Annotated in this window: 14 protein-coding genes; 6 read left to right on the top strand and 8 right to left on the bottom strand. The window is 70.2% G+C overall.

What is annotated here, in order from left to right; all coding sequences use genetic code 11:
- Positions 1-129: 129 nt before the first annotated feature.
- Entirely contained in the window at positions 130-444 is a 315-nt protein-coding gene (locus PLZ73_08955) for a hypothetical protein (GenBank protein ID HOO78003.1), read from the top strand.
- Here PLZ73_08955 and PLZ73_08960 read toward each other — a convergent pair.
- The gene (locus PLZ73_08960) at positions 433-2,148 is read right to left on the bottom strand and encodes a hypothetical protein (protein HOO78004.1); all 1,716 of its coding nucleotides are present in this window, start codon (positions 2,146-2,148) and stop codon (positions 433-435) included. The genes PLZ73_08955 and PLZ73_08960 overlap by 12 nt on opposite strands.
- Positions 2,145-2,747, bottom strand: a complete 603-nt coding sequence (locus PLZ73_08965) for a non-canonical purine NTP pyrophosphatase (protein ID HOO78005.1) — start codon at positions 2,745-2,747, stop codon at positions 2,145-2,147. The genes PLZ73_08960 and PLZ73_08965 overlap by 4 nt, the downstream gene beginning before the upstream one ends.
- A 19-nt stretch (positions 2,748-2,766) precedes the next feature.
- Between PLZ73_08965 and PLZ73_08970 the strand changes: the two genes are divergently transcribed.
- Entirely contained in the window at positions 2,767-3,237 is a 471-nt protein-coding gene (locus tag PLZ73_08970; protein ID HOO78006.1) for a metallophosphoesterase family protein, read from the top strand.
- Here the strand turns inward: PLZ73_08970 and pepF are convergent.
- Genes pepF through tkt form a run of 4 tightly spaced genes read right to left on the bottom strand, consistent with a single transcriptional unit; the run spans position 3,224 to position 8,583 of the window.
- Positions 3,224-5,050 carry an oligoendopeptidase F gene (gene pepF / locus PLZ73_08975; GenBank protein HOO78007.1) on the bottom strand — a complete coding sequence of 609 codons (1,827 nt, stop codon included), beginning with the start codon at positions 5,048-5,050 and terminating at the stop codon, positions 3,224-3,226. The genes PLZ73_08970 and pepF overlap by 14 nt on opposite strands.
- Positions 5,051-5,097: 47 nt before the next feature.
- Positions 5,098-5,766, bottom strand: a complete 669-nt coding sequence (locus tag PLZ73_08980) for a protein-L-isoaspartate(D-aspartate) O-methyltransferase (protein ID HOO78008.1) — start codon at positions 5,764-5,766, stop codon at positions 5,098-5,100.
- Positions 5,763-6,512, bottom strand: coding sequence for a lysophospholipid acyltransferase family protein (locus PLZ73_08985; GenBank protein ID HOO78009.1), 750 nt, complete (start codon positions 6,510-6,512; stop codon positions 5,763-5,765). The genes PLZ73_08980 and PLZ73_08985 overlap by 4 nt, the downstream gene beginning before the upstream one ends.
- 28 nt (positions 6,513-6,540) lie before the next feature.
- Complete coding sequence (gene tkt / locus PLZ73_08990; protein HOO78010.1) at positions 6,541-8,583, bottom strand: transketolase; 2,043 nt, start codon at positions 8,581-8,583, stop codon at positions 6,541-6,543.
- A gap of 156 nt (positions 8,584-8,739) precedes the next feature.
- Here tkt and PLZ73_08995 point away from each other — a divergent pair, with 156 nt between their 5' ends.
- The 3 genes from PLZ73_08995 to PLZ73_09005 are packed head-to-tail and all read left to right on the top strand — an operon-like array spanning position 8,740 to position 14,824.
- A complete protein-coding gene (locus tag PLZ73_08995; protein ID HOO78011.1) occupies positions 8,740-9,897 on the top strand; it encodes a PatB family C-S lyase in 1,158 nt (385 codons plus the stop codon).
- Entirely contained in the window at positions 9,879-11,657 is a 1,779-nt protein-coding gene (locus PLZ73_09000; protein ID HOO78012.1) for a BamA/TamA family outer membrane protein, read from the top strand. The genes PLZ73_08995 and PLZ73_09000 overlap by 19 nt, the downstream gene beginning before the upstream one ends.
- The gene (locus tag PLZ73_09005) at positions 11,654-14,824 is read left to right on the top strand and encodes a translocation/assembly module TamB domain-containing protein (GenBank protein ID HOO78013.1); all 3,171 of its coding nucleotides are present in this window, start codon (positions 11,654-11,656) and stop codon (positions 14,822-14,824) included. Before PLZ73_09000 ends, PLZ73_09005 begins: the two co-directional genes overlap by 4 nt.
- On the opposite strand, the gene PLZ73_09010 is transcribed toward PLZ73_09005, so the two are convergent.
- On the bottom strand, positions 14,818-15,687 hold the full coding sequence (locus tag PLZ73_09010) for a bifunctional methionine sulfoxide reductase B/A protein (protein ID HOO78014.1): 870 nt from the start codon (positions 15,685-15,687) through the stop codon (positions 14,818-14,820). The genes PLZ73_09005 and PLZ73_09010 overlap by 7 nt on opposite strands.
- A gap of 239 nt (positions 15,688-15,926) precedes the next feature.
- Between PLZ73_09010 and corA the strand changes: the two genes are divergently transcribed.
- Complete coding sequence (corA, locus tag PLZ73_09015) at positions 15,927-16,991, top strand: magnesium/cobalt transporter CorA (GenBank protein HOO78015.1); 1,065 nt, start codon at positions 15,927-15,929, stop codon at positions 16,989-16,991.
- Positions 16,992-17,003: 12 nt separating this feature from the next.
- Here corA and PLZ73_09020 read toward each other — a convergent pair whose 3' ends face one another.
- Positions 17,004-17,654 (bottom strand): TIGR04282 family arsenosugar biosynthesis glycosyltransferase, encoded by a 651-nt coding sequence (locus tag PLZ73_09020; GenBank protein ID HOO78016.1) that lies wholly within the window; start codon positions 17,652-17,654, stop codon positions 17,004-17,006.
- Between the last annotated feature and the right edge of the window lie 113 nt (positions 17,655-17,767).

Consider the following 17,767-nt stretch of genomic DNA (forward strand, 5'->3'; position numbering starts at 1 on the left):
CTTACCCTATGCTCCATGCTCTATGCCCTTTGCTCTTTCCCCCCCCCGAACCCTCTCTTCCCGAAATCCATCCTTGACCGAAGAGGGCCCCTGAAGCTATGTTAGCTACAACCGGAACCACGGGGTGAGATGAAAGCGATCGTACCGGCAACGGCGCTGGCGGCGCTCCTGGCCGCCGCGGGGTGCAACACCGTGCCCTCCCGCAGCGAGATGTACCGGGCCGCGGGCGCGGCTCTGGGCGAGCGGGCGGAACAGCACTCGGTGATGTTCTGCCCCTACTATCTGACCGGGGCCGAACAGGGGTGGCCGGTCGAGGTAATCACCCTGGCCGACTACAAGACCTACGACCCCCACTACGACAGCCACCGGATCATCCGCATGCGCGAGGACGGCCTCTGGGAGATCGTCTGGGTTCAGGACACCCCCGGGGCCCTACCACGGTAGCTCCCATTCCGCCGGGGCCAGCCCCTTGGTCCCGGAGAACGTCCACGAGCTTCCTCCGTAACGAAGCACCGCCTTCTCCCCCTCCAGGCTCAGGACCCGCGGCCCCTCCCCTTCCCGGTTCCTGAGGAACGCGGCCATGAGCAGCGCCTTCTCCACCCCTTCCCCGCGCCCGTAGTTCCAGACCTCGTCGGGCTGGGCCAGGCGGCGGGGGCCGTCGTAGATCGACTCGTTCTCCAGCCCCGAGATCAGGCCGTAGGCTTCTTCCGGGCTTTTCCCCTCCAGGGCGGCCGGCCCCACGGGGTTGCGGGTGAGGGCGGCGTAGAGGAAGGGGCGGGGGTCGACCCGGCCCAGGTCCCGGTAGGCCCAGAAGGCGGTTTCGGCGAGCAGGTTGGTGTCCCGGATCGACTCCAGGCGCTCCTCCACCTCGGCGCGGTCCATCTCCGGGCAGAGGTTGAGAGGGGCCTCGGGGGCGGAAAAGGTCCGGGCGGAGGCGTCGGGGAGGCGCGGCTCGGTGTGACAAAAGGCGAAGAGGCCGCGCAGGGCCTCACGGGCGTTGAGGCAGTCGGAGGCGAAGCGGTCCATGAGCCCGGCGCGGACGGCGGGGTCGCCGGCGTCGACCGGCTTTTCGCGGATGTAGTCCTCGAGGTCGTTGAAAACGGCCCGGCTGGAGAGGGGCGCGGGCTGGAACTCCTCCCGGTCGATCTCGTCCAGGAGCTTCTCCCGGGTCCGGTCGGTGAGGAGGTAGGGGGACCCTTCCTCGTAGGCGAAGACCCGCTCCAGGGGAATGTACCGGGGGGAGCCGTGGATGAGGCAGCGGTACTGGAAACAGTGCTGGAGGTCGCGGCGGTGGCGCAGGAAACTCCCCAGCATCTCGGTGTCCAGCGGGCTGCGCAGGTACGACTCCAGGCGCTCCCGGAACCGGGCGTAGCGGGCGGGGTCGATGGTGGCCCGGGGGTAGACGCCGTGGATCCAGCCGCTGGCGTGGGCGACCACGGTCACCCGTTCGTTCTCCAGGGCCCGGCGGGCCTGGTCGGAGAGCGCGGTGCCGTTGAACCACATCTTCTTGGTCACCAGCCGCCGGTTGTTGGTGAGGATGCCGTCGTCGACGTCGACGAAGTTCTGCGAATGCAACGGCGTGGCCAGCAGGTAGATGTCCTCCAGGGGGATCCGGGCCACGACGAAGAGGGCGGCGGCGTAGAGGGCGGCCAGGGAGACGCACTCCCCCGCCCCGCTGCGGTAGCCGGGCTTGAACTTGAAGGCGTCCATGGCCTCGACCGTCTCCGTCTTCCAGTAGGGGATGGTCTCGCTGGTGTACTTGTCCAGGCCGAAGTGGGTGCGGATGTCGATGTCGAAGTAGTACTTGTCCCCCTCGTAGCCGAAAAGGGCGTTGGACTGGGCCAGGGTGGCCTCGTCGATGAACTCCCGGAACCGCTCCAGCTCCCGCTCCTTGGTCGTCAGCCCCCAGGTCTCCAGATCGAGGTTGAAGACGTAGTGGTCCATGATGAACTGCTTGAGCCGGGTGATGCGCCGGTAAGGCTTCATCCGCTCCACCCCGTCGAACCAGGGGTGGCCGCGCCAGGCCCAGATCCGGGGGGAAAGGATATCGGCCAGGACCAGCCCGTACATCAACTCGGGGAAGATGAAGATCTCCATGTCGGAGAGGGTGACCGCCGAGGAGCGCCGTTCGAGTTCCCGGGCGTTCATCGCTCCCCTCCGGAGGCGCCGGTCAGCCAGGCGGCGAAGCGGGCGAAGCAGGAGTCCCGGTTGATCTTCCGGCTCCAGCGCCGGTATCCGTCACCGCTCATCGCCGCCAGGGTGAGGGTCTCCCCGTCGGGGATGAAGATCCGGTAGAGGTCCGACCAGGCCCGGTCGGGGAGGTCCGGGGCCGGTGCCTCCGCCGCCCGGCCCGGGACCGGCGAGACGAAGACGAGGGGGGCTTCCCGGTCCCCGTCGAAGTAGGCCAGGCCGTTGCGGAACTCGCAGGCCCGGGGTTTCCCTTCCAGGAGGCGCATGATCCCGGCCGTCCCGATCGTTCCCAGGACGAAGTTGACGTAGGCGGCGGGGAACCCGCCCAGGGCGGGGATGAAGAACCCAGAATCCACGCAGATGCAGGGCCGGCGCAGCTTCTCCCAGGCTTCCAGGACCTTGGCCGAGGCCACCGCGGCCACGTCGGTGGAGCGGGGCTCGGCCAGTTCCAGGTCGACCCGCTCCGCCTCGACCCCGGCCTCGGCCAGGACGGCGGAGACGGTTTCGTATTTTCCCCGGTTGGCGGTGGCGAAATATATCATCGTCGGCGGCTTCAAGGTTTGGCATCATGCTAGCATGAACGGCGGCGCGGCGACAGGCAATCCCCTGGTGGGGGTGATCTCCGACACCCACGGGCGCCTTCCCCGGTGGGTCTTCGAGCATTTCCGGGGCGTCGACCTCATCCTCCACGCCGGCGACATCGGCCACCCCAAGGTGATCGCGGAGCTGGAAGCGCTGGCCCCGGTGGTCGCCGTTCCCGGGAACAGCGACCGGGGCGCCTGGGCCTGGGAGATGCCCCTGTCCCGGTGCGTGACGGCGGGGGGCCGGCGGATCCTGCTCGTGCACGACCTGGCGGGGATGCCCGACCCGCCCCCGGGCACGGCGGTCGTGGTCCACGGCCACACCCACCGGTCCGGCTCCGAATATAAAGACGGGGTCCTCTACCTCAACCCGGGGAGCCCCGTCCGGCCCCGGGGGGAGCACCCGTCGATCGCCCGGCTCCGGCCCACGCAGAATCCGCCCCAGGCGGAGATCATCCGGCTCTAATCCCGGCTCCGGTCTCCTCCCCCGTCTTCTCCAGGTCCCGGACCATCCCGGCGAAAGCGGCGACGGCCGCGGCCACCGGTTCCGGGGAGGCCATGTCCACCCCCGCCGCCCGCAGCGCGTCCAGGGGGTGCCGGCTCCCCCCCAGGGAGAGGAAACCGACGTAGGCCTCGGCGGCGCCCCGGTCGCCGTCGGACAGGCGGGAGGCGAGGTCGGAGGCGGCAGCGAGGCCGGTGGCGTACTGGTAGACGTAAAAAGCCGAGTAAAAGTGGGGGATGCGCAGGCACTCCAGGGGGAGCAGCCCGTCGATCTCCATCTCCCCGCCCCAGTAGTCGGCGAGCAGGCCGCGGTAGGCTTCGAGCATGACCTCCAGGGTGAGAGGGCGGTACTCCTCGGCGGCGCGGTGGAGGGCAAGCTCGAACTCGGCGAACATGGTCTGGCGGTAGAGGGTGGCGCGGAAGTTGTCGACGTCGCGGTTGAGGATGAAGAAGCGCATGGCGGGATCGTCCCGCCGGCGCCGCAGCAGCAGCCGGCTGAGCAGGAGCTCGTTGCAGGTCGAGGCCACCTCGGCGACGAAGATCCGGTAGGCGTGGTAGCGGTAGGGCTGGGCCCGGTTGGAAAACCAGCTGTGCATGGCGTGGCCGGCCTCGTGGGCCAGGGTGTAGACCCCGGCGGGGCTGCCGGGGTCGTAGTTGAGGAGGATGTAGGGGTGGGCGTCGAAGCAGGAGGAGGAATAGGCGCCGCTGCGCTTCCCCCGGTTCTCGTAGCGGTCGACCCACCCTTCCCGCAGGCCCCGCCCCAGGACCTCGACGTACTCCTCCCCCAGGGGGGCCAGTGCCTCCAGGCAGACCGAAACCGCTTCCTCGTACTCCATGTGGAAGTCGGCGCGTCCGGCCAGCGGGCAGGAGACGTCCCAGGGGCGCAGCTTCCTCAGCCCCAGGCGGCGGCGGCGGAAGCGCAGGTAGTCGAAGAGGTGGGGGAGGCCGCCCCTGACCCCCTCGACCAGGCCGTCGTAGACCTCCTCGCCCACGGCATCCCCGAAGAGGGCGGCGGCGCGGCAGGAAGAGAACCCGCGGGCGCGGGCGTAAAAGTGGTCCCCCCGGACGGACCCGGCCAGCATCGCCGCCAGGCCGTGGCGGTGGCGGGAAAACTCCCGGTAGTAGGCGCGGTAAGCGGCGGCGCGCACCCGGCGCGACGGGGAGAGGAGGAAGCGCTGGAAGTTCCCGTGACTGAGTTCCGCCTTTTCGCCGCGGCGGTCGCGCACGGTCCCGAAACGGAAATCGGCGTCGGTCAACTGGCGGAAGGCGTCGCCGACGGCGCCCACGGCGGGCCCGGAGGCCGCCAGGACCTCCTCCACCTCGGCCGAACGGGTGTGGGGCCCCCAGCGCAGGATCTTCTCCAGGAGGAACCCGCACCCCTCCAGGGCGGGGTCGGAGGCGAACTCCCTCATCCGCTCCGGGGGCACGGCCTGGATCTCGGGGACCAGGAACCCCGAGGCTTCCCCCAACCGGGCGTGGAGGGAGACGATCCGCTGCAGCCGGCCCTGGGCTTCCTGGTCGCCCAGGTCCTCGTCGGCGCGGAGATGGGCGTAGAGGTAGAGCCGTTCCAGGTCGCGGTTCGCCGCCAGGTCGAAATCGAGCGACCGGCGCAGGGCCGCGGCCGACTCCCCCGCCTTCCCCCGGATCTCCGCGTAGCCCGGCAGCCGGCCTTCGAGTTCGCGGTAGAGTTTCTCCCAGTCCCCGGCGGAGGCGAAAACGGCGGTCAGGTCCCAGCGGTCCCGGGCGGGGACGGCTTGGCGGGGGGGGACCGTTTTCACGGCCCCGGGGCGGAGAGCGGCGCGGTTCGGGCCCGGACCGGCCACGCTCAGGCCCCCGGCGGTTCGGTGTCGACCATGGGCACGAACACCACCCCGAACTCCCGGCGGCATTCGAGCCGGCCGCCGCGGCGGCGGCAGAAAAGCAGCTCCCCGGCGGGCGACCCCACCGGGATCGCCATCCTTCCCCCCTCCCGGAGCTGCCCGCCCAGGGCGGGGGGAATCCGCTCCGGGGCGCAGGCGGCGAGGACGGCGTCGAAGGGGGCTTCCTCCTCCCATCCCCGGCAGCCGTTGCCGGTCCGGACCCGGACGCGTCCGTAGCCGGCCCGATCCAGGGCCCGCCGGGCGTGGGCGGCCAGCTCCGGCACCACTTCCAGGGTGAAGACCTCCGCACCCAGTTCGGCCAGGACGGCGGCCTGGTACCCCGAGCCGGTCCCGACCTCGAGGACCTTTTCCCCCGGGCGCAGTTCCAGGACCGCGGACATGTAGGCCACCATGTAGGGCTGGGAGATGGTCTGGCCGCGGCCGATGGGGGCGGGATGGTCCCCGTAGGGGTCGGCCCCGCGGAGGAAGGGCTCGGGGATGAAGAGGTGCCGCGGGACCCGGCGCATGGCCGCGAGCACGGCCGGGTCCGCCACCCCCCGGCGCTCGATCAGCTCGACCATGCGCAGGCGCTCCCGGACCGTGTCGGGGCTCTCGGCGAGAGGAAGGCCGTTCATCCCCGGGGCCCGAGCCGCTCGGTCACGGACGCGGCCAGCGCTTCGATCGTCTCCACGATGCGCCGGTTGACGAGCGCGATCTTCTCCCGCTTGTCCTCGAGGGCGCGCAGGTCGCTGAAATCGACGGGCTTCCCGTAATAGATGACGGGGCGCCGGAAAAGCCGCATCGGGATCCAGCGCGCCGGGCCGTTGGTGCCGGGGCCGCCACGGGGGAAGATCCGCTCCATCCCCCGGTGGTAGATGGGGATGACGATCGGGGGCGTCTCCGCCTCGGCGATGACGAAGGCGGGGCCGGACTTGATCTTCCCCAGGTCGTAGCTCCGCCCCCCCTGGTAGAAGATGAGGATGTTGTTCTTCTCCAGGAAGTTGATGTACTTGCGCATGAGGAAAGGGTCGCGCCGGCCGCGCTTGACCGGGACCGTGCGCAGGAGCTTGAAGAGGACGCGCGCGTACCAGGTGAAGAAGAAATTTTCCTCGGCGGCGAAATTGAAGGGGGGCCGGGAGGGGTGAAAGATCACCGCCGGGAAGTAGGCGCAGACGGCGATGAGAACCGAGTCGTACATGGAAACGTGGTTGGAGACGAAGAGGACGTTGTGGCCCTGCCGGGGCACGTTCTTCCTCCCCAGGACCCGGGTGAAATTGAACGGCCCCCGGAAGAAGAAGAACCCGGCCCCCCCGACCACGGCCAGGGCGGCGTGCGTCAGCCAGATCTTGATACGAGCCGCGGCCTGTTCCCGGAACGACATCGCGCCTTCCCCCGGCCCCGGGACCCCGCTAGCGCCCCAGCAGTTCCCGGGCCGCGGCGGCGATGCGTTCCGGGGTGAACCCGAACTCCTCGAGGAGGATCGACGCCGGGGCGCTGGCCCCGAACCGGTCGATCCCGATGGCCCGGCCCTTCAGCCCCACGTAGCGCTGCCAGCCCAGGGTCACGCCGGCTTCCACCGAAACCCGGGCGGCGACGCCGGGGGGGAGCACCCGGTCCCGGTATTCGCGCGGCTGGGCCTCGAAGAGCTCCCAGCACGGCATCGAAACCACCCGGACGCCGATCCCGTCGGCGGCGAGCAGGGCCCCGGCATCGAGGGTCGGAGCCACTTCCGAGCCGGTGGCGATCATGACCAGGTCGGGGTCGCCCTCCTTCGACTGCCAGAGGACGTAGGCGCCCCGCTCCAGTTCCTCGGCGGGAGCGTATTTCTTCCGGTCCAGGAGCCGGAGTTTCTGGCGGGAGAAAACCAGGACCACCGGTCCGGCGCGGTGCCGCAGCGCCGCGCGCCAGGCGGCCGCGGCCTCGTTGGCGTCGGCGGGACGGATGACGGTCATGTTGGGGACGGCGCGCAGGTTCATGATCTGCTCGACCGGCTGGTGGGTGGGGCCGTCCTCCCCCAGGGCGATGCTGTCGTGGGTGAAGACGTGGATCACCCGCAAGCCGGTGAGCGCCGCCAGCCGCAGGGGCGGCCGCATGTAGTCGGCGAAGACCAGGAAGGTGGAGACGAAGGGGATGACGCCGCCGTGCAAAGCCATCCCCACCCCGATCGACCCCATGGCGTGCTCGCGGACGCCGAAGTGGACGTTGCGGCCGGCGTAGCCCCACACCCCCCCGGCCGCTCCCTGCAGGCGGCGGGGGCGTTCCGGGGCCTCGAAATCTCCGGCGCCGGCCAGTTCGGTCAGGGTCGAGGGGTTGAGGTCGGCCGATCCGCCCACCAGTTCCGGGACCGCTTCCCCCAGGGCCTGGAGGACCGCGCCGCCGGCCTTGCGGGTGGGTAGGCTTTCGGAAAACGACGGGATCGCCTCTTCCCAGCCCTCCGGGAGTTCGCCCGCCATCCTCCGGCGCAGTTCCGCGGCCGCGGCCGGGAACTCCCGCGCGTACGCCTCCAGGGCCTCGTCCCATCGGGAGGAAGCGGCCGACCCGCGTTCCCGGGCGCCGAGAAAGCGTTCCCCGGCCTCGGGGGGGACGTAGAAAGCCGGCTCCTCGGGCCAGCCCAGGTTCCGCTTGGCCGCGGCCACCTCCTCCGGGCCCAGGGGTGACCCGTGGGCCTTGTAGCTGTCCTGCTTGGCGGGAGAGCCGTAGCCGATCTGGGTCCGGATCGAGATCAGGGAGGGGCGGCCGCCGTCGGAGCGGGCTTCCTCCAGCGCCGCGGCGAGCGCGTCCAGGTCGTTGCCGTCTTCCACCGAGAGGGTCTGCCAGCCGTAGGCCCGGAAGCGTTCCGGGACGTTTTCGGAGAAGGAGAGCGAGGTCGTCCCCGCCAGGGAGATGAGGTTGTCGTCGTAGAGGACGATCAGCTTGCCCAGCTTCAGGTGCCCGGCCAGGGAGCAGGCTTCCGCCGTCACCCCCTCCATGAGGTCGCCGTCGCCGGCCAGGACGTAGGTGTAGTGGTCGACGACGGCGTGGCCGGGGCGGTTGAAGCGGGCGGCCAGATGCGCTTCGGCCGCGGCCATGCCCACGGCGTTGCTCAAGCCCTGGCCCAGCGGGCCGGTCGTCGCCTCCACACCGGGGGTGTGAAAGGCCTCGGGATGCCCCGGGGTCAGGCTCCCCCACTGCCGGAACCGCTTGAGTTCGTCCAGGGAGAGGGGAAATCCGTAGAGGTGCAGCAGGGAGTAGAGCAGCATGGAGCCGTGTCCGGCGGAGAGGACGAACCGGTCGCGGTCGAACCAGTCCGGGCGCCCCGGATCGAACTTGAGGAAGCGGTCCCAGAGGACGTAGGCCGCGGGGGCGGCCCCCATGGGGAGCCCCGGGTGGCCGGAGTCGGCCTGCTGAACCCCGTCCACCGCCAGGAAACGAATGGTATTGACGCACTCGGCGTCGAGCCGGTCGAATTTCATCTGCGTTACTCCTTGCCCGAACGGTTCCGGATGCGGCCGAAGGTCGCGGCCGTGCGGGTATACTAAGCCATACTCCGGGTAAGGGCAAGGCTTACCCAAAACGGCGCCCCGGCATGGGCGGTGACAGAACCCCCGTCCGCGGTTACACTAGCGGCCATGAAGGAGCGTCCGGATTTCGACGCCGTCCCCGAGCGGAGCGGGACCGGGAGCGAAAAATGGCGGTGCCGCTCCGGCGCCGACGTCGTCCCCCTGGGGGTGGCGGACATGGATTTCGCCTCGCCGGCGGCCGTCGGCCGGGCCCTGCGCGACCGGGTCGACCACGGGATCTTCGGGTACACCGTTCCCGGCCCCGGGCTGGTGGAGGCGGTGCGGGCGGAGCTGCGGGAGCGGTCCGGCTGGGACGTCTCCCCCGACTGGCTGGTCTTCCTCCCCGGGCTGGTCTGCGCTCTCCACGCCGTATGCCGCCTGACGGAACCGGGGGAGACCGTGCTCACCGCCGTTCCCGTCTACCCTCCCTTCCTCACCGCTTCCGGGGCCATGGGCCGGGAGACGGCGGCCGCCGCCATGCGGGTGGAAGCGGGCCGCTGGATCTTCGACCCGGAGGCCCTGGAAACCGCCGCCGGCCGTGCCGGCCTCTTCCTCCTCTGCAACCCCCACAACCCCACCGGCCGGGTTCTGGACCGGGCCGAACTCGAAACCCTGGCCGAGTTCTGCCTGCGGCGGCGGCTGCTCATATGTTCCGACGAAATCCACTGCGGCCTGATCCTGGACAGGGACCGGCCCCACGTTTCCATCGCCGCCCTCGGCCCCGAGGTGGCCGAGCGCACCGTCACCCTTCTTTCCCCCAGCAAAACCTACAACCTGGCCGGGATCGGCTGCGCCCTGGCCGTGGTCCCCGACCCCGAGCTGCGGCGGCGCTTCCTGGCCGCGGTCCGGGGCATCGTCCCCCACCCCGGCCTCTTCGGCCTGGCGGCGATGGAGGCCGCCTACCGGCACGGGGGGCCGTGGCGGGAAGAGCTGCTCGATTACCTGCGGGGGAACCGGGACCTGGTCGCCGCCGCGGTGGAGCGGATACCGGGCCTGGCCTGCATCCCCCCCCAGGCGACCTACCTGGCCTGGGTCGACGCCCGGGCCTGGGGGTGGGAACGCCCCGCCGAACGTCTGCGCGGCTTCGGGGTCGAGGTCTGGGACGGTTCCTGGTTCGGCGTCCCCGGGTACTTCCGCGTCAATTTCGGCTGCCCCCGTTCCCTCCTCTCCGAGGGGTTGCGGAGAATCGCGGCCGCGGTCCCGGAGCCATGTCCGCCCGTTTCCTGATCCTGCTGGCGGCGGCGGCGTGGGTCCCGGCGGCGGCGGCGAGCGGGGCGGGCAAAACCGCTCCCTGGAACTACACGGTCGCCTTCAAGGGCGTCGACGACCCGGAACTGGCCGCCGCCCTGGAAGCGGCCTCGGAAACGGCGGGGAGGACCGGGCACCCTCCCCTCACCCTGGGGATGCTCAAGCGCCGGGTGGAGAACGACGCGGAAACGCTGCAGAAGGTTCTGCGCGCCCAGGGCTACTTCGCCGCCGGGATCGGTTCCGAGATCGATCCGACCCGGCGCCCCCTGCGGGTGGTCTTCCGGATCCGGACCGGCAAGCGGTTCCGGCTGGGAGAGATCGCGGTCGAGGCGGCGGGCGCCGAGCTTCAACTTCCTTCGCCCCGGGAGCTGGGCCTGATCCCGGGGGACCCGGCCCGGAGCGCGGCGGTGATCGAGGGCCGCCGGCGCCTGCTCGAAAGCGCCGCCCGGAGCGGGTTCCCCCTGGCCGAAATCGCGGGCGAAGAGGTGACGGTCGACCACGCCACCGGCCTGATGAACGTGTCCTTTCGGCTCGATCCGGGTCCGGAGGCCCGCTTCGGGACGGCTTCCGTCGCCGGGATCGACTCGGTCGAGGAGCGGTTCGTCCTGGAGAAGATCTCCTGGCGGGAGGGCGACCGGTTCGATCCCCGAGCGCTGGAGGAGCTGAGAAAGGAACTGGTCGAAACCGGACTGTTTTCCCTGGTCCGGGTCGGCTACCCCCGCCGCCTCGACGCCGAGGGGCGGCTGCCGGTGACGATCGAGGTCCAGGAGAGGAAACACCGGACGATCAAAATCGGCGCGGGTTACCGGACCGACATCGGGCCCGAGGCCAAGTTTTCCTGGGAAGACCGCAACATCTTCGGCTCCGGAGAACGCCTGGGCCTGGACGCGGCGGTCTCCCCGATCGAATACGCCGCCGCGAGCTGGCTGCGGATCCCCGATTTCCTCCGCCGCCGCCAGACCCTCAACCTGGGCGCGGAAGTCGGACGCGACGAGCCCGACGCCTATACCAGCGACCGGGTCGAGGTCTCCGCCATCGTGGAACGGGTCATCGGCCCCACCTTCCTGGTCGGGGGAGGAGCGGGAGCGAAGGCCGCGCGGGTAAGGCAGCTGGGAACGACCGACCGGTATCTTTTGATCATGATGCCTCTCTACGCGGAATGGGATACCACCAACGATCTCCTCGACGCCGACCGCGGGTGGCGCCTGCGCTTTCAGATCTCCCCCAACCTCGATCCCGTCGACACCGGGACCAGGTTCCTGCAGGGGCTGGTCAGCTGCAACCGCTACCTGCGGATCTTCTCCGCTCCCGACCTGACGGCGGCGGCGCGGGCCGCGGTGGGCGCCACGCTCGGGCCCGGTGTTTTTTCCATACCCGCCGACGAACGCTTCTACGCCGGCGGGGGGGGGTCGGTGCGCGGCTACGCCTACCAGAGCGCGGGGCCGCTAAGCGCCGACGACACGCCCGAGGGGGGCAAATCCCTGGCCGAAGTCAACCTGGAGCTGAGGTGGAGGATCGTTCCCGCTTTCGGGGCGGTCGCCTTCCTGGACGGGGGCACCGCCTTCACCCGCTCCTACCCGGACTTCGGCGAACAGAGCCTGCTCTGGGGCGCCGGCCTGGGAGTCCGTTATTTCAGCCCCGTGGGGCCCTTCCGGCTGGACGGAGCGGTCCCCCTCAACCGGAGGAAAGGCGTGGACGACGCCTTTCAAATCTACATAAGCCTGGGGCAGGCGTTTTGAGCGCGCGGCCCGGCAGCCGAAGGCGCAAAGCCGCGGCGGCGGCGGCCGCGCTCGCCCCCGTCCTGCTCTTCGGGCTCCTCCAGACCCCGGCGGCTCGGGAACTGATCGTGTCGGAGCTGGGCGCCTACCTGAGCCGGGAGACGGGGGGTCCGGTGAAGATCGGGGGCCTGAGCGGGCTCGTCCCCTTCGCCTTCAGCGTGGAAACCCTCTCCTTCTCCGACGAAGGCGGCCCCTGGCTGGAAGCGGAAGGGATCTCCGTCGCCGCCTCGCCGGCGGCCCTGGCGCGGGGCCGGGTCGGGCTGTCGCGGGTCCGGATCGAAGCCCTGCGCTGGCGCCGCCCGCCCCGGGCCGGCGCGGACGAGGGGGGCGCCCCCTCCCCGCCGGGGGAGATCGTCGCCGCCGCGGCCGAAGTTTTCGAATCCCTTTCCTTTCTCGACGTCCGCTCTCTCTCCATCCCCCGCCTCTTCCTCCCCGACGGGGGCGGCGCCTACCTCCTCTCCGCCGCGCTGGCGGGGGACGGCCTCGACCTCGAACTGACCCGCAAAAGTCCGGCGGCGGGGGCCCGGATCGCGGCGGCCTGGGGGCCGGCCGCGCCCGGGGACGGCTTCTCGCTCCGAATCCGGGCGTTCGAAGCCGCCGGAGGCCCGTTCGCGGCCGCGGCCGGCGGGCCCCGGGAGGAGGGGGCGCGCCTGAGCTTCGCGGGGAAGGGACCGCCGCGGGCCTGGCAAGTCCGCCTCCGGGCCGAGCTGGGGGAAGGTATCGCCCTGGTCCTGGCCGGGAGCAACGATGAAGTCGGCGGCAGCTTCCGGGGGACCGTCGAAGCCCGGGCCCAAACCGGTGCGGGCGGGATCGGGCTCCGGACCGGCCTCTCCTGCGACGGGGCGGCGCTGCGGCTCGATCGCCTGAGCCTGGGGGGGCCCGGGAGCGAGCTGACCGGGAACCTGGCCCTCGACCTCGAAACCGGAGCGGCCGAGGGAAGGCTGGCGGGGCGGATCGAAGACCTGGCGCCCTGGGGGGAACTGCTGGGCTCGGACCTGTCGGGAAAGGCCGGCCTGCGGGCCCGGATCGATACCGCCGGCGGCGCCCCCCGCCTGCGGCTCTCCGTCCTCGGCCGCGGCCTGGCCGCCGACGGCGTCCGGGCTCGCGGTCTGGCCCTGACCGCCGACCTCTCCGTCCTCGGCCGCGGCCCGGAAGGGAAGGTCGAACTGCGACTGGAAACGGTCGAGGCCGGTGAAACCGTCCTGGAGGCGGCGGGGGCCGACCTGACCCTGGCCGGGGACGGGGCCCGGTTCCGGGTTTCGGCCCGGGGGGAGGCGCGGCAAAAGTTTTTCCTGGAGGCCGCCGGGAGCGCCGCCCGTCCCGGGGCCGGCCGCGGGGAACTGGAGCTGGACTACCTCCGCGGCGCCTGGGGCCCCTACCCCTTCGACCTGAAACGCCCCTGGCGGGGGTCCTTCGACCCCGACGGTTTCTCTTTCGGCGACTTCGAACTGGCCTGCGGCGGAGGGAGCCTCCGGGGCGGGGGAACCGCGTCGGCCCGCGGCTGGTCCGCGGAACTGCAGGGGGATCGGCTGCCCCTGGCCCCATGCTCCGTCTGGCTGGGAGAGGCGGTCTCGGGAACGGCGGACCTGGCCGGGCGCCTCTCCGGGGCGCCCGCGGACCCGGACGCCGACTTGGAACTGCGCCTCGACGGCGTCGGCTTCGGCGGGGACGGCGAAACCGCGGCGGGGGAAGGAAACCTGGAATTTTCCGGGCGCCTGGAGCGGCGCCGGCTCCAGGGGACGGCCCGGGCGCGGGGTCCCGGGGGAGGAGAGGCCCGAGCGGAGTTCTCCGTGCCGCTCGACTGTTCGCTCGCCCCCTTCCGCGTCCGGGTGCTCTCCGGCGAAACCGTCGCCGGACGCCTCGAAGCCGCCGGGAGCCTGGCGCCGCTCAACCTCCTGCCCCTCTTCGACGGGCAGGCCCTGGCCGGAGACGTGCGGGCCGAAGCCGTTCTGGAGGGATGCGCCGGCTCCGCCCGGCTCCGGGGGAAAGCCGTTCTCGCCGACGGTTCCTACGTCAACGACCTGACCGGCACCGCTTTCCGGAACGTCGCCGCCGAGGTCACGCTCGGCGAGGCCGGCGAGGCAGCCGTCGAGCTGCGCGCCGGCGACGGGCAGGGGGGGACCTTCAAGCTCCGGGGCCGGGTCGGGGTCGATCCGGGCGCGGATTTCCCCCTGGCCCTGCGGGCCGAGGCTTCCCGGTTCACCCTCCTGCGGGAAGACGACCTGACCGGGGCCGTCTCCGGAACCGTCGACGTCTCGGGAACGGCGGCGGCCCCGGCCGTCGCCGGCGACCTGGAACTCGGCCCCCTCTGGCTGACCCTGCCCGAGCGCCTGCCCGAGTCGATCCCGGAACTGGAGGTGGTCGAGATCAACCGTCCGGGAGGGGCGGCGTCCCCGGCGAGGCCGAGCGGCTCCGCGGGCTACCCCTCCCTGGACATCCGGGTGCGCATGCCGGGCAAAATCTTCGTCAAGGGGTGGGCCGTCGATTCCGAGTGGAAAGGCTCCCTGCGGGTCAGGGGCGAGGGCGGGGAACCTTCCGTCAGCGGCGTTCTGGAAACGGTTCGGGGGTACTTCGACCTGCTGGGGAAGCGCTTCACCATCGTCCGGGGCCGGCTCGGCTTCAACGGCCCTCCCAACCCCGTCATCCTGATCGAGGGCGAAGCCGAGGCCGCGGACATCGTCGCCAGGATCACGGTCTCCGGCACCTACCCCGACATCCGCCTCGATCTGCAATCGGACCCGCCGCTGGCCCGCGACGAGATCCTGGCCCGGGTCCTTTTCGGCAAGGACCTGAGCGAAATCACGCCCCTCCAGGCCCTCAATCTGGCCGCCGCCGTGGTCAGCCTCGGCACCGGCGGCCGCCCCGGGGTCATGGACAAGATCCAGGACCGGGTCGGCCTGGACCGCATGGAGCTGAGGGAGTCCCGGACCCGTTCCGGAACCGAGACCACCCTGGCGGTGGGGAAATACCTCACCGACAACGTCTACCTCGACCTGGAATCGGGGATCGGCGACGAGACCAGGAAGGTGGCGGTCGAAGTCGACCTGACCAGGCATTTCAGCGTGGAGAGCCGGGTGGGGGGAGACCTCAGCAACGGCATCTACCTCTACTGGAACTACGACTACTGAGCCGGACCGGAAGCTTCCCCGCCGAACCGGGCGACCGGCCGATGGCAGTAAGGGGCGGTCCCGTGCTTGCGGTAGTAATCCTGGTGGTAGCTCTCGGCGGGGTAAAACGTTCCGGCGGGAACGATTTCGGTCACGACGTCGTACCCGTTCTCCCTCAGCTTCCCCGTCAACTTCTCGGCGACGGCTTTCTGGTCGGAATCGAGGTAGAAGACCGCCGAACGGTACTGGTCTCCGACGTCGGGCCCCTGGCGGCCGAGCTGGGTGGGATCGTGGATCTCGAAGAACCTTCGCGCCAGGGCCTCGTAGTCGACCCGGGCCGGGTCGTAGACGACCTCGACGGCTTCGGCGTGGCCGGTGTCGCGGCGGCAGACGTCTTCGTAGCCGGGGTTCTCGACCGTGCCGCCGATGTACCCGGAGGTGACGGAAACGACCCCGGGGACCTGCTCCAGGTAGTATTCCACCCCCCAGAAACAGCCGCCGGCGAAAATCGCCCGCTCGGTGCGCTCCGGGGGGGCGGGGCGGAAATCCAGGGAGACGGAATTGACGCAGTGGCGGGTATCCTTCTCGGTCAGCCCCTCGCCGCGGAAGACATGGCCGAGGTGGGCGCCGCAGGCGGCGCAGACGATCTCGACCCTCAGACCGTCGGGGTCGGGAAGTTCGCGTACCGCCCCGGAGACGGCGTCGTCGAAAGCGGGCCAGCCGCAGCCGGAAGAAAACTTGTCCTCGGAACGGAACAGCTCCGCCCCGCAGCGGCGGCAGACGTAGACGCCCTTCTCCCGGTGGTAGAGGAACTCCCCGCTGAAGGGGCGTTCGGTCCCCTTGTGGACTATCACCCTCTCTTCTTCCGGCGTCAGTCGGTTCATTCCTTCCTCCCGGGCGCGGCCGCAGCCCCATCCCGACAGAACCGCGGCCGCCAGGGCCGCGGCCGCAGTCACCGCCCGGATTGTGCTGTCGGTTTTCACGGCGTTTCCCGTACCTTCAATATAGCCTATCGCCGCCGGGCGCGCCAACGAGCGCGCCCGGCCCACTCCCGTCTTGACAGTACCCCGACGGTGCCTGAAAATGATCGAAGGGGGTGTGGGGCACCCCCCCGGAGCACGTTATGTCCCGATTCATGAAGAAAGGGATCAAGCCCGCCGGGCTGCCGCCGGGAACCCCGTTTTACGTGGGCAACCTGGGGTCGTCGCCCGTCCGGATCACCTTCATCGCCTACTCCGAGGACGGGTTCAGGGAAGGCGAAATCACCGACCTCGCCGACCTGGCGATGCCGGCCCCCGGGTCGGGCATCACCTGGCTGAACATCGACGGCGTCCACCGTACCGATATCCTGGAACGGATCGGAACGGTCTTCTCCCTCCACCCCCTCCTGGTCGAAGACATCGCCAACACCGAACAGCGGCCCAAGGCCGAGGACTTCGAAAACCGGCTGTTCACGGTCATGAAGATGCTCACCTACGACCGGGCCCGGCACCGGATCGAGGCCGAGCAGGTGAGCATCGTCATCGGCGAGCGGACGGTTCTCTCCTTCCAGGAACGGGTGGGGGACATCTTCGATCCCATCCGCAACCGGATCCGGGAAGGCAAGGGCAAGATCAGGAAGATGGGAGCGGACTACCTTGCCTACTCCCTGGTCGACGCCATCGTCGACAATTACTTCGTCGTCCTGGAAGGAGTGGGCGACCGGCTCGAAACCCTCGAGGACGAGGTTCTGTCGGCGCCGGAGCCCCGGACCATGCAGCGCATCCACGACCTCAAGCGGGAGATGCTCTTTCTGCGCAAGGTCATCTGGCCCCTGCGGGAGACGATCAGCGGCCTGGCACGGGCGGAGTCTCCCCTGATCACGAAAGCCACGGCACTCTACTTCCGGGACGTCTACGACCACTGCGTCCAGGTCATGGACGCCATGGAGACGTTTCGGGATATGGCCTCGGGGCTGCTGGACACCTACCTCTCCACCCTCAGCAACCGCATGAACGAAGTGATGAAGGTCCTCACCGTCATCGCCACCACCTTCATCCCCCTCACCTTCATCGCCGGGGTGTACGGGATGAACTTCCGCTACATGCCCGAACTGCAGTGGAAGTTCGGCTACCCCGCTGTCCTGCTGGTGATGCTGGGGATCGTGGCGGCGATGCTGGTCTACTTCAAGAAGCGCCGCTGGCTGTAAGTAAGACCCGGTTCAGCTCTCGGGCATGGTCTCCAGCAGCGCCGCCGTCTCCACCGGGTACCCGACACCCGATTCCAGGCTGCGCGCGATCTCGCCGCGGAGACGGCCGATATCCCCGCGGCGGCGGATCCCCGACAGCTCCGGGAGCAACCAGTATTCCCGGTCGCGCAGCCGCTCCAGCGTCTCTTCGAGTATCCGCGGCCCCCTCCAGTCGATCCCCGAAAATATGCCGGGCAGGGACCCCGGCAGCCCCAGAAGATAATAGCCTCCGTCCCGCGAGGGGCCCAACACCACCCGCTCCCGCAGAAGCCACTCCGAGGCCGCCAGCAGGATCCCGGTCGAAAGCATGGGCACGTCCGAGGAGAGGAGCATGACGTGCTCCTCTCCCCTCCCGAAACAATACTCGAACATATTCTCGATCCGTCGTCCCAGGTTTTCCCCCTCCTGGTAGACGACGTCGATCCAGCCCGGGAGCCAATCGACGAACCATTCGCGGGAAGAATCGGCGGTGCAGGCGATCATGAAACGGAAGCTGTGCCGGGCCAACAACCCCACGATGTCGCCCAGGACCGCTCGGTAGAGCGCGGCAGCGGCGCGGAAGCCGATTTCACGCCCCAATTTCTTTTTTACCCTCCCGGGAGCCGGCTCGCGGGCGAAAACCACGAATATCGGCTCCCGGATCATCGAGCCCGAGAAAGCCCCGGCGTTTCCTCCCCGCGCCCGGAGCCGGTTTGATTTCGACGTTTTATTTTCACTTTGTCAGTCCTATCTAAAGT

The sequence above is a fragment of the bacterium genome, assembly GCA_035380285.1.
GTDB lineage: Bacteria > Auribacterota > Erginobacteria > Erginobacterales > DAOSXE01 > DAOSXE01.